The organism is Bacteroides sp. AM16-13, assembly GCF_003602705.1.
GTDB lineage: Bacteria > Bacteroidota > Bacteroidia > Bacteroidales > Bacteroidaceae > Bacteroides > Bacteroides xylanisolvens.
This window is the reverse complement of sequence record NZ_QTLK01000015.1, coordinates 77,810-92,347: the sequence shown is the minus strand read 5'-3', so window position 1 is coordinate 92,347 and position 14,538 is coordinate 77,810. Positions and strand designations below refer to the sequence as shown.

Here is a 14,538-nt window from a genome sequence, read left to right as displayed (position 1 = left end):
TATCCCCATTTTTAAGGGTGCAAATTTACAAAAACATTTGTTTAGTTGAGCAAAAAGCTAAGACTTTTAATCGGATTCGTGTGAAGTTAACGATTATAAACCGCCTACAGCCTAAACAAAACAGGTATCTCCTTGTTTTAGTGGGAAACCTAAAAGCACTTAACTTATGAATTACGGTATTAGCATTTTATTCAGGGCAATCCCTTTGGCGATGGCTGTTTTTTGCTTCGGATACGGAGCGTTCATTTATAATTATGGAGATGACGGGAGTCGTGTTGTGGCCGGTCCTGTTGTGTTTTCACTTGGTATGATATGCATTGCGCTGTTTTGCACGGCTGCCACTATCATCCGGCAAATCATACATACTTATAATAAATCGGCCAAATACGTTTTGCCGGTTATAGGCTATTTGGCAGCCATCATTACAATCATTGGAGGTATCTGCATTTTCAGTAATGCCACTTCCACCTCTGCATTTGTTGCTGGACACGTTATCACCGGTGTTGGATTTATAACCACTTGTGTAGCTACCGCCGCCACCTCTTCTACCCGATTCTCTTTAATTCCGGGAAATTCAAAAGCGACAAGTAATGAGGTTCCAGAAGGAGCTTTTTCCCTTAATCAGAGACGGGCATTGGTCATTGTTGCCATCACCGTTTCTCTCATCGCATGGATATGGGCATTTGTATTATTAGGGAACAGTCATTCTCATCCGGCTTATTTTGTCGCGGGGCACGTAATGGTCGGTCTGGCATGTATTTGTACCAGTTTGATTGCGTTGGTAGCTACCATAGCACGTCAGATACGTAATGATTATTCAGAAAAAGAACGGGATAAATGGCCAAAACTAGTTTTATTAATGGGATCTATCTCTTTTGTATGGGGATTATTCGTGATTTTGGCAGATTCCGGAAGCGCAAACGGTACCACCGGATATATTATGCTCGGGTTGGGGCTGGTATGTTACAGCATTTCCAGCAAAGTAATCTTGCTGGCCAAAATATGGAGACAAGAATTCAAATTAGCCAACCGTATTCCTATGATTCCGGTATTAACGGCATTGGCTTGTCTGTTCCTGGCGGCTTTTGTATTCGAGCTTGCTACTACACATGCTGATTATTTTATTCCGGCACGTGTTTTGGTAGGTCTCGGAGCTATTTGCTTTACGCTATTTTCTATCGTTAGTATATTGGAGAGTGGCACGTCTTCCAAATAGAAAAGTATTCTATCAAAAGGGCGTCACTATATGCCCCGGATAGTGACGCTATCCAAGGCATATAGTGACGCTATCCGGACAGCATAGCGTCACTCTTTTTATTTCTTGTATCTCACCTCATACAGGTCATTCCTGCGGTCTTTCAAGTTGCGTACACTACCATAAGTATGCAGCTCGTTCAGCAAATCCAGATCAACATCCGATACCAAAATCATTTCGGTGTTAGGAGTTGCCTCCGCCCTCTTTCCGTCCGTTGGAAAAGCAAAGTCGCATGGAGTAAATACCCCCGATTGTGCATATTGAATATCCATATTGTGCACACGGGGAAGATTTCCGACACTTCCGGCAATGACCACAAAACATTCATTCTCGATGGCACGTGCCTGCGCACAAACACGAACACGAGAATAGGCATTCTGGGTATCTGTCAGGAAAGGAACAAATAATATCTGCATTCCCTGATCTGCCATCAGGCGGGAAAGTTCGGGGAACTCGACATCATAGCAAATCAAAACTCCAATCTTTGCACAGTCCGTGTCAAAAGTATTCAGAAGTTTGCCACCATTAAGTCCCCAGCTTTTTATTTCATCGGGAGTGACGTGTAATTTCTCGTACATTTCGTAGGTTCCATCCCGTCGGCAAAGGAAACCTACATTATAAAGCAATCCGTCCTCTTTTACGTATGGCATACTCCCGGTTATAATGTTAATATTATAGCTAATAGCCAGATTCATAAACCGTTCCCGAATTTCATCCGTATATTTTGCCAATCCGCGAATAGCTTGCGATTCCCCCTTATCATTATACTTCGACATCAAAGGAGCATTGAAATATTCCGGGAAAAGAACAAAATCACTTTTATAATCGGATACTGCGTCCACAAAGAATTCTACTTGTTCGAACAGGTCATCCAACGTTTTATAACTACGCATCTGCCATTGAACTAAGCCTACACGAACCGTAGTTTTGGGACTGATATATTCCTGTGTAGGTGGCTGATAATAGATATTATCCCACTGGAGCAAACAAGCATAATGTTTTGATTCTTCATCATTTGGCAGATAATTAGTCATTACCTTACGAACGTGAAAATCATTCGACAACTGGAAAGTAAGTACCGGATCATAAATCTCGCGTTGACGTACCCGTTCGATATATTCTTTCGGACGCATTTTGTCAGCATATTTATGATAATTCGGGATACGTCCGCCAAACATGATCGCTTTCAGATTCAATGTTTCGCAAAGCTCCTTACGATATTCATACATACGACGTGCGAGACGCAAACCACGATATCCCGGGTGGATGAATACTTCAATGCCATACAGGATATTTCCTTTGGAGCTATGTGTATTGAATGTTTCCTTACCCGTAACCTGTGCATACGTATGGTCGTTCTTTACTTTATCATAATCAACAATAATAGAAAGAGCACAACCAACTATTTTATCGTCAACGACTGTGACTATCTGACCCTCCGGAAAGATTTTAATCAACTTCTGAATCTGCTCACGAGTCCAAAACACATCGCTACCGTCAGAATAAACGCGGGTAAACGATTGGGATAACTGTACATAATCTTCTATTTGCAGATTACGTATCTGCACTTTATTAATTTTTATCGGATGCTGTTCCATAACAATACGTGTTTTTATATAAAGACTATGCAAAGGTACTGTTTATCTTTATACATTGTCATTGCAAAATTAAAAATGCATTATACTTAATTTTAATACATGCTTCAGAAATGGCTACAGTGCTTTAACATCACATAATTTTCATACAGATTCTTGTGCCGTTTAATTTGCGACTTCCGAAAATTATCGTACATTTGCAACGCATAACATTTTATACCCACAGAAGCAGTGAACCTGCTTCAACTCCAGTAGCAGGCATTTTTATGCCTGTTGCTGTCGTAGATACGCGGTTTCGTACCCCCGTGGGGAACGTTAATGCGTCCCCAGCTTCTGTGGAGTGTTATGCAACGGGAAAGGCGGAACCGTTTTTTTATTCCCGCCTATCTTAAAACCGTTGTATCATGCATGAAGAACAAAACAATGCACCTGTAAAAACCGTTCAAAGCAATCGGCAGGAAGCTAATTTTCCTAATCTGGAAGAAAAAGAAAACCTAAAACAGTTTTATTTAACCCAATCACGACGACTATGCCCTACTGTATCAGTCAATCGTTCGGAATTACAACGTTTGGGAGCGTTACACCACAAAATCAAACATTTTATTAAAGCGTTAACCAACCTCGACCGTTCATGGGAAAATGGGATGCCGGAGATGCAAAAGGCTTGCCTGCATTTCTTTACTTTACAAAACTCACCTCGCACAGAGTGTCAAAAGATTTTTGAAGAATGGGCGAAATGGTCGAACTTCCTGATATCAGCTTCTTGCTATCGTGGTTTTGTCAGTCAGATGTTGCAGGATTATCAACGTCAATTACGTGACTTGGAAAAGCTCTTGGGCGGCAAACCTTCCGAAACTTTGGAGAATGTATCTGACCGTTAAGTCATACAGATAGATATTGCATCGAACTGACGCTAAAAGTAGTTCGTTTCTTGACGGTTTTAATTCTTTTCCGTGCAGAAATGAGCTAAATGATAATTTTGCGGAGTGCCCTGAAAGGGCTTAATTATATAGCGTAGGGCAACGCCCTACGTAAAAACGACAATCTGAATTTGCGCCCTGAAAGGGCATAATTGTATACAGTTCCGCCCTTTCAGGGCTTGTGGCTGGTGTGTCTTTTTCGTAGGGCGTTGCCCTACGCTATATAATTAAGCCCTTTCAGGGCATCCCAATAAATATATAATTGTAAGGCTTTCAGCCTAATCGATAAATTCTCATTTAACCGCTAAATTCCCATTTAACCGATAAATTCCCATTTAATTAAGAACCGTGCAGAAATGAATGAAATTTTTTCCTACTATAAAGTTGAAAAACATAAAAACATCTGCCACCTGCAACGAAAAGCGTGTAACACACTAATTAATAAATAGTTGGAACGTTGCAGATACCTGTGGCAGATAGGTTGCAGATAAAGTATCTGCAACACGTTATATAATCAAAGAAAAAGCCTTGATTCCTTTGTGCAAAGCTATGGGATAATTGGGGTGACTCTATGGAGAAATGGTGGTGTCTCTACGGGGAAACGACAGTATCCTTGCGTAGAAACTGTAGTGTCCCGCCTTAGAAACTCTCGTTTCCTACCGTGGAAACTGTAATTTCTAATGCCGGAAACGACAGTTCCCCGCCTGGAAACGGGAAGTTAATATATACAATAAACTTTTGTCCTCCTGGAGAATTGGCTTATGTAAGGTTTATACTGTGTGGCAGATACTTTGATCTGCAACCTATCTGCAACAGTATCTGCAACGCTCCAACTACTTATCAGCTAGTGCATTACACACGTTTGGTTGCAGGTGGCAGATGTTTTCATGTTTTTTCAACTTTATGGTAGTTCCCCAAAGCTTCAAATAAAAACGATTATGACACCATACCATTTGGTACGATGTCATAATCTTAATAGAACCATGCCAAGAAACCGAAGTCATAATGGCATGATGAAGTTACACTAACCTAATTTATTTATTTTTCTTCCAAAGTTTGCTCATATCTTCCAGTGTCTTACCTTTCGTTTCAGGCACCCAACGCCAAACGAAGATAGCAGCAGCCACACAGATTATGCCATATAAACTATATGCAAACATCGGGCTGAAGTCGTACAGTGCCGGGAAAGTAGAAGATACAATGTAATTGAATATCCATTGGAAAGCCACAGCGATTGCCACTGCTTTACCACGAATAGTGTTCGGGAATATTTCCGAGATCAACACCCAGCAAATCGGTCCCCAAGACATCATAAAGAATGCTGCATACACAATCACTGAAAGTACCGGTAGAATACCCTTTATTGCCATGCTATCACACATTGCTACTGCAAAGGCTCCTACAGCCATACCGATAGAACCGATTATCAATAGTGGTTTACGTCCGAAGCGGTCTACAGTGAAGATTGCAACCAATGTAAAGACAATGTTTACAATACCCATAATAACTGTCTGCATCATGCCACCCCCTTCTGCACCTGCATTTTCGAAAATACGAGGAGCATAATAAAGTACCGCATTAATACCGATAGCCTGTTGGAATACAGAAAGCAAAATACCGATTACAATTACTGCCACTCCATAAGTAAAGATTTTCTCTGTCTTTTCATGAGCAGTAGCTTTAATATCATTAAGAATTTCCTGTGCTTTTGTCTTACCATTGATCTTTTCAAGGATCGAATAAGCCTTTTCATCCTGCTGTATCAATACAAGATAACGAGGAGTCTTGGGAACAAAGAACAATAACAAACCGAAGAAAGCGGCAGGGAAAGCTTCCGAACCGAACATGTAACGCCATCCTTCATAAACGGTCCACATATCAGATTCAGCACTAACAGACAGTACACCGGCTGCATCTTTCAAAATAATAGGATTTTGATGATCGCCCATAATCAGGAAATTCACGAAGTATACTACCAACATACCGAAGATGATAGCAAACTGGTTACACGATACAAGCGTTCCACGAATATTAGAAGGAGCAATTTCAGCAATATACATCGGACAGACTGCAGAAGCCAGTCCAACACCGATACCGCCCAAAACACGATACAAATTAAAAGCAATCAGCAAATCCATGTTCGGCTTTCCATATTCGAAAAACAAGACTTCCGGATAATAGGAACCTAATGCTGAAAGGAAAAAGAGTACGGCAGCAAGCCTTAGAGAATTACGACGTCCCAAACGGGAAGCAAATATCCCGGAGATCGCACCACCCAGTACACAGCCAATTAATGCACTGGAAGATGTGATTCCATGCATTACTTTATTGTATTGAAAATCAGAGGCCGAAAGGAAAAAAGCCTCCAAGCCTTTCTCTGCACCGGAAATAACCGCTGTATCGTATCCGAAAAGCAGTCCTCCCAAAATGGCGACAGAGGTTATCGAATATAGGTAGAGTTTACTACCCTCGTTCGTTGTATTAATCATGGTTATAAGTAGATAAAGTAGTGTTGTAGTAGTTGGATTTATATCACCACAGATTTCACAGATTAACACAGATAAAATTCAAAATAAGAGAGAAGAAAATCAATCTGTGACAATCCGTGTAATCTGTGGTGGGGTTAATTAGCAATACATATTCAGAATTGCTTCATAAAGTTCTTGTTTACCGCTAGTCTGTTTCGGTTCACCGTTTGCTTTTGCATAAGCAACTACATCTTCCAAAGTCAACTTGCCATCTTCAAACTCCTTACCTTTACCGCCATCAAATGAAGCGTAACGGTCAGCCAGCATTTTCTTATAGGGAGATTCGTTCAGCAGAGCAGCTGCGCTTTCCAATGCACGAGCCATAGCGTCCATACCTGCGATGTGAGCGATGAAGATATCTTCCAGGTCAGTAGAGTTACGACGAGTTTTAGCGTCGAAGTTTGTTCCACCGTTACCCAAACCGCCGTTGCGGATAATTTGCATCATAGCTTGTGTCAGTTCGTAGTTGTCAATCGGGAATTGGTCTGTATCCCAACCATTCTGATAATCACCACGGTTAGCGTCAATAGAACCCAACATGCCGTTGTCTACTGCTACTGCCAATTCGTGTTCGAAAGTGTGACCAGCCAAAGTTGCGTGGTTTACTTCAATGTTCACTTTGAAATCTTTATCCAAGCCATGAGCTTTCAGGAATCCGATTACTGTTTCTGTATCTACATCATACTGATGTTTTGTCGGTTCCATCGGTTTCGGTTCAATCAGGAAAGTACCTTTGAAACCACGGGCACGAGCATAATCACGAGCGATGGTCAGCATTTTTGCCAGGTGTTCTTTTTCACGTTTCTGATCTGTATTCAGAAGAGACATATAGCCTTCACGGCCACCCCAGAATACATAGTTCTGACCACCCAGTTCGATCGTTGCATCGATTGCATTCTTGATCTGAACAGCAGCACGAGCTACTACGTCAAAATCAGGGTTAGTAGCAGCACCGTTCATATAACGTGCATGGCCAAATACGTTGGCAGTACCCCACAACAGTTTGATGCCTGTTTCAGCTTGTTTCTGTTTTGCGTATGCTACGATTGCTTTCAAGTTAGCTTCGTATTCTTCGATGCTTGCACCTTCAGAAACCAAGTCTACATCGTGGAAACAGTAGTATTCGATACCCATTTTCTGCATGAATTCGAAACCTGCATCCATTTTATCTTTTGCAGCTTGTATAGCGTCAGCATTACTATTCCAAGGGAATTGTTTTGTTCCGCCACCGAATTGGTCGCCACCTTCAGCACACAAAGTATGCCACCATGCCATAGCGAATCTCAACCAATCTTTCATCTTCTTGCCGTTGATAACCTTTTCAGCATCGTAGTAACGGAATGCCATCGGATTCTTACTATCTTTACCTTCGAACTTAATCTTTTCAATTCCCGGGAAAAATTCTTTTGTTGCCATAATTCTTTTATTTTTAAAATGGTTATTATTTAAATTGTTAATTATTTATCTGAAGACAGAACCGGAGCCGGTATGTTACCGGTCATCGACTTTTCAAGACGGTATTTCCATTTTGCATACGCGTCAGCATATTCTTGGCGTTTTGCCACATTAGGCTCAATCACATCCAGTTTGTCAAGCGTAGCAAATGCCTCATTGTTATCCTTGTAGATACCTGCACCGATGCCCGCACCTTTCGCAGCACCTACGGAACCATCCGTATCGTAAAGCTCGATAGTAGCTCCTGTGACTCCCGCCAAAGTATCGCGGAAGATAGAACTCAAGAACATATTAGCGTGTCCGGCATGGATCATCTTCACAGGAATTCCCATTTGCTCCATGATATCAATGCCATATTTAAAAGAGAATACAATACCTTCTTGAGCGGCACGAATAATATGGTGTTTGCCATGTGCATTGAAGTCCAGTCCACGGATGCTGCAACCGATTTCTTTATTATTCAGCATACGTTCGGCACCGTTACCAAAGGGCAGAATACTGATTCCCGCACTGCCGATAGGAGCTTTGGAAGCCAATACATTCATTTCATTATAAGATATTCCTTCGGGAGCAATGTTGCGTTTCACCCATGAATTGAGAATACCTGTTCCGTTGATGCAAAGCAATACTCCCAAACGTGTCTGATCTATGGTATGATTGACATGCGCAAAGGTATTGACGCGTGACTGCGGATCATAGTTCACTTCACCGTTCACGCCATAAACCACTCCCGATGTTCCTGCCGTAGAAGCAATCTCTCCCGGATTAAACACATTCAAAGAAAGGGCATTGTTAGGCTGGTCGCCTGCACGATAGGTAATCGGTGTCCCTTCTTTCAGTCCAAGCTCTTTGGCAGCTATTGCATTTACACGTCCCTGCTCTGCAAAGGTCGGTTTAATATCTGCAATCAAAGAAGAATCAAACCCGTAATAATCCATTAAGAAATCAGCCACCCGGTTGTTCTTGAAATCCCAGAACATACCTTCCGAAAGCCCGGAAACAGTTGTACAGATTTCTCCACTCAACTTCATGGCAATATAATCGCCCGGCAGCATTATCTTATCAATCTGCTCATAGATGGCCGGTTCGTTTTCTTTAATCCACGCCAACTTGGAAGCAGTAAAATTCCCCGGTGAGTTCAACAAATGAGAAAGACATCTCTCCTCCCCGATTGTCTCAAACGCTTTCTGACCGTATGGCACCGCACGAGAGTCACACCAGATGATAGCAGGACGCAATACATGCTGATTCTTATCAACACAAACCAATCCGTGCATCTGATAAGAGATACCGATGGCTTTAATTTCAGCGGCACTCACTCCGGATTCGGTCATAATAGCCTGCGTGGACAACTTTAAGTTTTCCCACCAACTTTCAGGATCTTGTTCCGCCCATCCGGGATTCACTGCAATAATATTCGCTTCTGTTTTCGGAAAAAATGCCGAGGATACACATTTACCAGTCTCCGCATTTACCAAACTCGCTTTTACAGACGAGCTACCTATGTCATAACCTAATAGAAACATAATTTTATTTACGATTAAACGATTTACTATTTACGATTTACGCTCAATGTCCGACAATTAATGCTTTAACATCCAACGCCTAATACTTAATACTTGATACTTGAACAGGGTCTACCTTCTTACCTTATTATATACCTTCTTATCAAATTTATAATAACGGGCAGCACGGTGAGCCACTCCTTGTTGTTTTTCTTCCAAAGGAACTACATATTCCATCATTGCTATTTTTTTATGGAAGTTACGCACGTCCACGGCTTTGTCGTATACTAATTCAAAAAGAGTCCTTAATTGTGCGGCTGTAAATTTACGCGGAAGCAGTTCGAACAACATGGAAGGATTAAATTCTACGAACTGACGAATATAAGTCATTGCCTCCTTTATAATCAGATTATGGTCGAAAGCCAGTGTTTTCACGTCTTTCAAAGCGACCCAGCAAGCCTGGTGATCGTCCAGATTCTTATCCAATGTACGGTCTATCTTCACCATCGACAAATATGCAATGGTAACAATACGCTCCACTTTTGACTGCATAGCTCTTTCCAACCAACGTACATCTTTCGGATTACTCGTTCTGTTTTTAGAACCAAATGCTTTAAACTGCATCAGATTCACATTTTTAAGTCCTGTCAGTTCATACAAAACTCGTTGTGCAGCTTCATCCAGGGCTTCATCCATATAGATAAGACTTCCGGGAAGTTTCATATCATGATATACTTCTCCATTATCCTCACCTGCACGTTTTACAAGCAACACTTTCAGTTGTTCTCCGTCAAAACCAATCACTACACAGTCTACTGATATATGATTGTTTGCTAAAGGTGTATTTTTCTGTAAATTTTGCATATCTATTTCTTTAAGACGATGCAAATATAGAGGCTACAAACCATCAAAACAAAATAAGAACTATGCTATAAAACATTGTTTTTCATATAAATACATATCATACATTCTACAATATGAATAGTTAGTGTTATCTTACGAATTACAATATGTATTTTAGTATTTCCACGGGTGAGTAATTGTATAAAGTACAAAAACTAGATGGACGCTTTATTATCAGTACTTTTCATATCTTTTCCAACAGATGCCAGTAAAGGTACTTATTGTATTTTAAACGATATGTCATTTTGTACCTTATCGTTTTTTATCCTATCTTTGTCGGGTAAATATTAAAAAATCTAAAATGGAACGTCATCCAGTCATTTTATCCATTGCCGGCTCCGATTGTTCGGGAGGCGCAGGTATTCAGGCAGACATAAAAACAATCTCGGCTTTAGGAGGCTATGCAGCATCGGCTATTACTGCCATCACCGTACAAAACACACTGGGGGTACGTGCCGTACAGTCCATTTCTCCGGATATGGTTCGTGGGCAAATAGAAGCCGTGATGGACGACCTGCAACCGGTTGCCATCAAAATAGGAATGATAAATGACATTCAGATCGTTCGTGTAATTTCCGACTGTCTACAAAAATATTCGCCTGCATACGTCGTTTACGATCCGGTAATGGTGTCTACCAGCGGAAGGAAACTTATGACAGATGAAGCGATAGAAGAAATCAAAAAAGAACTTTTACCGCTTGTCACACTAATCACCCCTAATATTGACGAAGCAAAAGTACTTACAGGTAAAAGTATTCACAACATTCAGGATATGCAGACCGCTGCCAAAATGCTGACGGATGATTATCAGACTAATGTCTTACTAAAAGGCGGACATCTGGAAGGAGACAATATGTGCGACCTTTTGCATACGTCCGAATTTATCTACCATATATATGAGGAGAAAAAAATAGAAAGCCATAATCTGCATGGAACGGGATGCACCCTCTCTTCCGCTATTGCCACCTATCTAGCCAAAGGCTACCCCATGCGAGAATCCATCCAGCATGCGAAAACATATATCACTCAAGCCATTATCGCAGGAAAAGAATTGAATATCGGCCATGGCAACGGCCCTTTATGGCATTTTCCGGACACCGTTGCACAAATGTGTACTTTTTGTGCGGTTGTATCATAAAAATACGTAACTTTGCACCCGCAATTAAAAATCAATTAAATAATAAAAATATGAAAGCATTTGTATTTCCCGGTCAAGGCGCTCAATTTGTAGGAATGGGTAAAGACCTGTATGAAAACTCAGCTTTAGCAAAAGAATTGTTTGAAAAAGCAAATGATATCCTCGGATATCGCATTACAGATATCATGTTCGACGGCACAGACGAAGATCTTCGTCAGACAAAGGTTACTCAACCTGCCGTTTTCCTTCACTCTGTTATTTCTGCTCTTTGCATGGGCGACGACTTCAAACCGGAAATGACTGCCGGCCACTCACTTGGTGAGTTCTCTGCATTGGTTGCTGCCGGTGCATTGAGTTTTGAAGATGGATTGAAGCTTGTGTATGCACGTGCAATGGCTATGCAGAAAGCTTGCGAAGCTACTCCTTCCACCATGGCTGCTATTATCGCATTGCCGGATGAAAAAGTAGAAGAAATCTGTGCAGCAGTAAATGCAGAAGGTGAAGTTTGCGTACCGGCCAACTACAACTGTCCGGGACAAATCGTTATCTCCGGCTCTGTACCGGGTATCGAAAAGGCTTGCGAACTGATGAAAGCTGCCGGAGCCAAACGTGCTCTTCCGCTGAAAGTGGGTGGTGCTTTCCATTCTCCATTGATGGATCCTGCTAAAATAGAACTGGAAGCTGCTATCAAAGCTACCGAAATACATACTCCTAAATGTCTGGTATATCAGAATGTGGATGCACTTCCTCACACTGACCCTGCAGAAATCAAAAAGAATCTGGTTGCCCAATTGACTGCTTCCGTACGTTGGACACAATCAGTAAAGAATATGGTTGCTGACGGTGCTACTGATTTTACAGAATGTGGCCCGGGTGCCGTACTTCAAGGATTGATTAAAAAGATTGACGGTACTGTCAATGCTCACGGTATTGCATAAATATCCGTAAGCAGACTTTATCTTTAAGTGATATAGAGCGTGTTGGTAATAGTTGCCAACACGCTTTTTTTTATATGAAAACCATAAATGGAATACAAACGAACATGTTGTAAAACACCCTGATACTTTTCTTTTCCGGCAAACTTTCCGAATCTTTCTTTTGTTTTTATTATAGGAATCATTTACTCAAATTTATGAGCCATGAAAATACATGAATATCAAGCGAAAGAGATTTTCTCCAAGTACGGAATACCTGTCGAGAGGCACACTTTATGCCGTACTGCCGCAGGCGTCCTGGCTGCATACCGGAGGATGGGAACAGAAAGAGTGGTTATAAAAGCACAAGTATTAACCGGAGGCCGGGGAAAAGCCGGAGGAGTGAAACTGGTAAACAATACGGAAGATGCTTATCAGGAAGCCAAGAACATTCTCGGAATGAGCATTAAAGGTCTTCCTGTCAATCAAGTTCTGGTCAGCGAAGCGGTTGATATTGCTGCAGAATATTACGTCAGTTATACCATCGACCGGAATACACGTTCTGTCGTTCTGATGATGAGTGCATCCGGTGGTATGGATATTGAAGAGGTAGCCCGTCAGACACCGGAGAAAATCATCCGATATTCAATCAATCCATTCATTGGCCTTCCCGACTATCTGGCAAGGCGTTTTGCTTTCACTCTCTTCCCCCAAATGGAACAGGCAGGAAAAATGGCTGCCATCCTTCAGGAACTTTATAAAATCTTTGTGGAGAATGACGCATCGTTAGTGGAAGTAAATCCGCTGGCACTTACAAAGAAAGGTACATTAATGGCTATTGACGCAAAGATTGTTTTTGATGACAATGCGCTCTATCGGCATCCGGAGATTCATGCTTTGTTTGATCCGACGGAAGAAGAAAAAGTAGAAGCAGATGCCAAAGATAAAGGATTCAGTTATGTTCACATGGACGGCAATATCGGTTGTATGGTAAATGGCGCCGGACTTGCCATGGCTACTATGGACATGATTAAACTTTACGGCGGTCAGCCTGCTAATTTTCTCGACATCGGTGGCAGCTCCAATCCTGTCAAGGTTATTGAAGCTATGAAACTCTTATTGCAGGATGAGAAAGTAAAAGTGGTCCTGATTAATATTTTCGGTGGGATCACTCGTTGCGATGATGTAGCAATGGGACTTCTTCAGGCATTCGAGCAGATAAACAGCAATGTCCCGGTCATCGTCCGGCTTACAGGCACCAATGAACATATCGGACGGGAACTGTTACGGAATTACAGCCGTTTCCAAATAGCCACAACGATGAAAGAGGCTGCTCTTATGGCTCTGAAAGCATAATACGTACCAAATCACTAAAAAATAAAGCAATTATGAGCATACTAATAGATAAATCCACCCGTTTGATTGTGCAGGGAATCACTGGCAGAGATGGGCTTTTCCATGCCAAGAAGATGAAAGAATATGGAACCAATGTGGTCGGGGGTACTTCTCCGGGTAAAGGAGGAACAGATGTGGACGGAATCCCCGTATTCAACACCATGTATGATGCTGTCGAGCAGACAAAGGCTAATACCTCCATCATTTTCGTTCCGGCACGTTTTGCGGCAGATGCTATCATGGAGGCAGCGGACGCAGGCATCCGTATCATAGTCTGCATTGCAGAAGGAATTCCCACACTGGACGTGATTAAGGCGCATCGGTTTGCCGAACAAAAAGGCGCCATGTTGATCGGGCCTAACTGTCCGGGACTTATCTCTCCGGGAAAAAGCATGGTTGGCATCTTACCGGGACAAGTCTTTTTAGAAGGAAATGTAGGTGTCATCAGCCGTAGCGGAACACTTACTTACGAGATTGTGTATCACTTAACAGCTAATGGAATGGGACAATCTACCGCTATCGGCATCGGGGGCGATCCTGTTGTAGGGCTTCACTTCCGCCAACTGTTGGAAATGTTTCAGAATGATCCGGAAACAGAAGCAATCGTCCTGATTGGAGAGATTGGAGGAAATGCGGAAGAACAAGCAGCTGAATATATCCGTAATAATGTAACTAAACCTGTGGTTGCATTTATTGCCGGCCAATCAGCTCCTCCGGGAAAACAAATGGGCCATGCAGGCGCTATTATTTCGGGAAGTTCCGGTTCGGCAAAAGAGAAAATTGAATCTTTGGAAGCTGCTGGTATCCGGGTGGCACAAGAGCCTTCGGATATACCCAAACTATTGAAAAAGTAACCTCCAAAAGAGAAATAAAAAACAGAAATAGTAATATTACAGATGCAGATTCACTCAAAATAAGTAATTTCATACT

11 protein-coding genes are annotated in these 14,538 nt (G+C 41.8%); 6 read left to right on the top strand and 5 right to left on the bottom strand.

Annotated elements, in window-relative coordinates:
• Positions 1–166 precede the first annotated feature (166 nt).
• Complete coding sequence (locus DW173_RS13785; protein WP_120144578.1) at positions 167–1,216, top strand: DUF2776 domain-containing protein; 1,050 nt, start codon at positions 167–169, stop codon at positions 1,214–1,216.
• 98 nt (positions 1,217–1,314) lie between these two features.
• Here the strand turns inward: DW173_RS13785 and DW173_RS13780 are convergent, their stop codons facing one another.
• Complete coding sequence (locus DW173_RS13780) at positions 1,315–2,853, bottom strand: carbon-nitrogen hydrolase family protein (protein ID WP_004316417.1); 1,539 nt, start codon at positions 2,851–2,853, stop codon at positions 1,315–1,317.
• A 401-nt stretch (positions 2,854–3,254) separates the two neighbouring features.
• Between DW173_RS13780 and DW173_RS13775 the strand changes: the two genes are divergently transcribed.
• A complete protein-coding gene (locus DW173_RS13775; RefSeq protein ID WP_118407570.1) occupies positions 3,255–3,731 on the top strand; it encodes a hypothetical protein in 477 nt (158 codons plus the stop codon).
• 1,073 nt (positions 3,732–4,804) lie between these two features.
• Here the strand turns inward: DW173_RS13775 and xylE are convergent.
• The 4 genes from xylE to DW173_RS13755 all read right to left on the bottom strand — a co-directional run bounded on the left by xylE (position 4,805) and on the right by DW173_RS13755 (position 10,122).
• Positions 4,805–6,259, bottom strand: a complete 1,455-nt coding sequence (gene xylE / locus DW173_RS13770; protein ID WP_004295877.1) for a D-xylose transporter XylE — start codon at positions 6,257–6,259, stop codon at positions 4,805–4,807.
• Positions 6,260–6,397: 138 nt separating this feature from the next.
• A complete protein-coding gene (xylA, locus tag DW173_RS13765; protein ID WP_004295876.1) occupies positions 6,398–7,714 on the bottom strand; it encodes a xylose isomerase in 1,317 nt (438 codons plus the stop codon).
• A 41-nt stretch (positions 7,715–7,755) separates the two neighbouring features.
• Positions 7,756–9,279 (bottom strand): xylulokinase, encoded by a 1,524-nt coding sequence (locus DW173_RS13760; RefSeq protein WP_004295875.1) that lies wholly within the window; start codon positions 9,277–9,279, stop codon positions 7,756–7,758.
• A 111-nt stretch (positions 9,280–9,390) separates the two neighbouring features.
• On the bottom strand, positions 9,391–10,122 hold the full coding sequence (locus tag DW173_RS13755) for an NUDIX hydrolase (protein WP_055235544.1): 732 nt from the start codon (positions 10,120–10,122) through the stop codon (positions 9,391–9,393).
• Positions 10,123–10,462: 340 nt separating this feature from the next.
• On the opposite strand from DW173_RS13755, the gene thiD reads away from it, so the two are divergent.
• The 4 genes from thiD to sucD all read left to right on the top strand — a co-directional run bounded on the left by thiD (position 10,463) and on the right by sucD (position 14,462).
• Entirely contained in the window at positions 10,463–11,299 is an 837-nt protein-coding gene (gene thiD, locus DW173_RS13750) for a bifunctional hydroxymethylpyrimidine kinase/phosphomethylpyrimidine kinase (protein WP_008776998.1), read from the top strand.
• 50 nt (positions 11,300–11,349) lie between these two features.
• On the top strand, positions 11,350–12,237 hold the full coding sequence (fabD, locus tag DW173_RS13745) for an ACP S-malonyltransferase (protein ID WP_120144577.1): 888 nt from the start codon (positions 11,350–11,352) through the stop codon (positions 12,235–12,237).
• Positions 12,238–12,438: 201 nt separating this feature from the next.
• The gene (sucC, locus tag DW173_RS13735; RefSeq protein ID WP_120144576.1) at positions 12,439–13,569 is read left to right on the top strand and encodes an ADP-forming succinate--CoA ligase subunit beta; all 1,131 of its coding nucleotides are present in this window, start codon (positions 12,439–12,441) and stop codon (positions 13,567–13,569) included.
• 32 nt (positions 13,570–13,601) lie between these two features.
• On the top strand, positions 13,602–14,462 hold the full coding sequence (gene sucD, locus DW173_RS13730; protein WP_008022462.1) for a succinate--CoA ligase subunit alpha: 861 nt from the start codon (positions 13,602–13,604) through the stop codon (positions 14,460–14,462).
• Positions 14,463–14,538: the final 76 nt, after the last annotated feature.

What these genes read in the sequence shown, in the direction of transcription:
- DW173_RS13785 (WP_120144578.1), top strand. Translation starts at nt 167, where the DNA reads ATGAATTACGGTATTAGCATTTTATTCAGGGCAATCCCTTTGGCGATG.
- DW173_RS13760 (WP_004295875.1), bottom strand. Translation starts at nt 9,279, where the DNA reads ATGTTTCTATTAGGTTATGACATAGGTAGCTCGTCTGTAAAAGCGAGT.
- DW173_RS13755 (WP_055235544.1), bottom strand. Translation starts at nt 10,122, where the DNA reads ATGCAAAATTTACAGAAAAATACACCTTTAGCAAACAATCATATATCA.
- fabD (WP_120144577.1), top strand. Translation starts at nt 11,350, where the DNA reads ATGAAAGCATTTGTATTTCCCGGTCAAGGCGCTCAATTTGTAGGAATG.
- sucC (WP_120144576.1), top strand. Translation starts at nt 12,439, where the DNA reads ATGAAAATACATGAATATCAAGCGAAAGAGATTTTCTCCAAGTACGGA.
- xylE (WP_004295877.1), bottom strand. Translation starts at nt 6,259, where the DNA reads ATGATTAATACAACGAACGAGGGTAGTAAACTCTACCTATATTCGATA.
- DW173_RS13775 (WP_118407570.1), top strand. Translation starts at nt 3,255, where the DNA reads ATGCATGAAGAACAAAACAATGCACCTGTAAAAACCGTTCAAAGCAAT.
- DW173_RS13780 (WP_004316417.1), bottom strand. Translation starts at nt 2,853, where the DNA reads ATGGAACAGCATCCGATAAAAATTAATAAAGTGCAGATACGTAATCTG.
- sucD (WP_008022462.1), top strand. Translation starts at nt 13,602, where the DNA reads ATGAGCATACTAATAGATAAATCCACCCGTTTGATTGTGCAGGGAATC.
- xylA (WP_004295876.1), bottom strand. Translation starts at nt 7,714, where the DNA reads ATGGCAACAAAAGAATTTTTCCCGGGAATTGAAAAGATTAAGTTCGAA.
- thiD (WP_008776998.1), top strand. Translation starts at nt 10,463, where the DNA reads ATGGAACGTCATCCAGTCATTTTATCCATTGCCGGCTCCGATTGTTCG.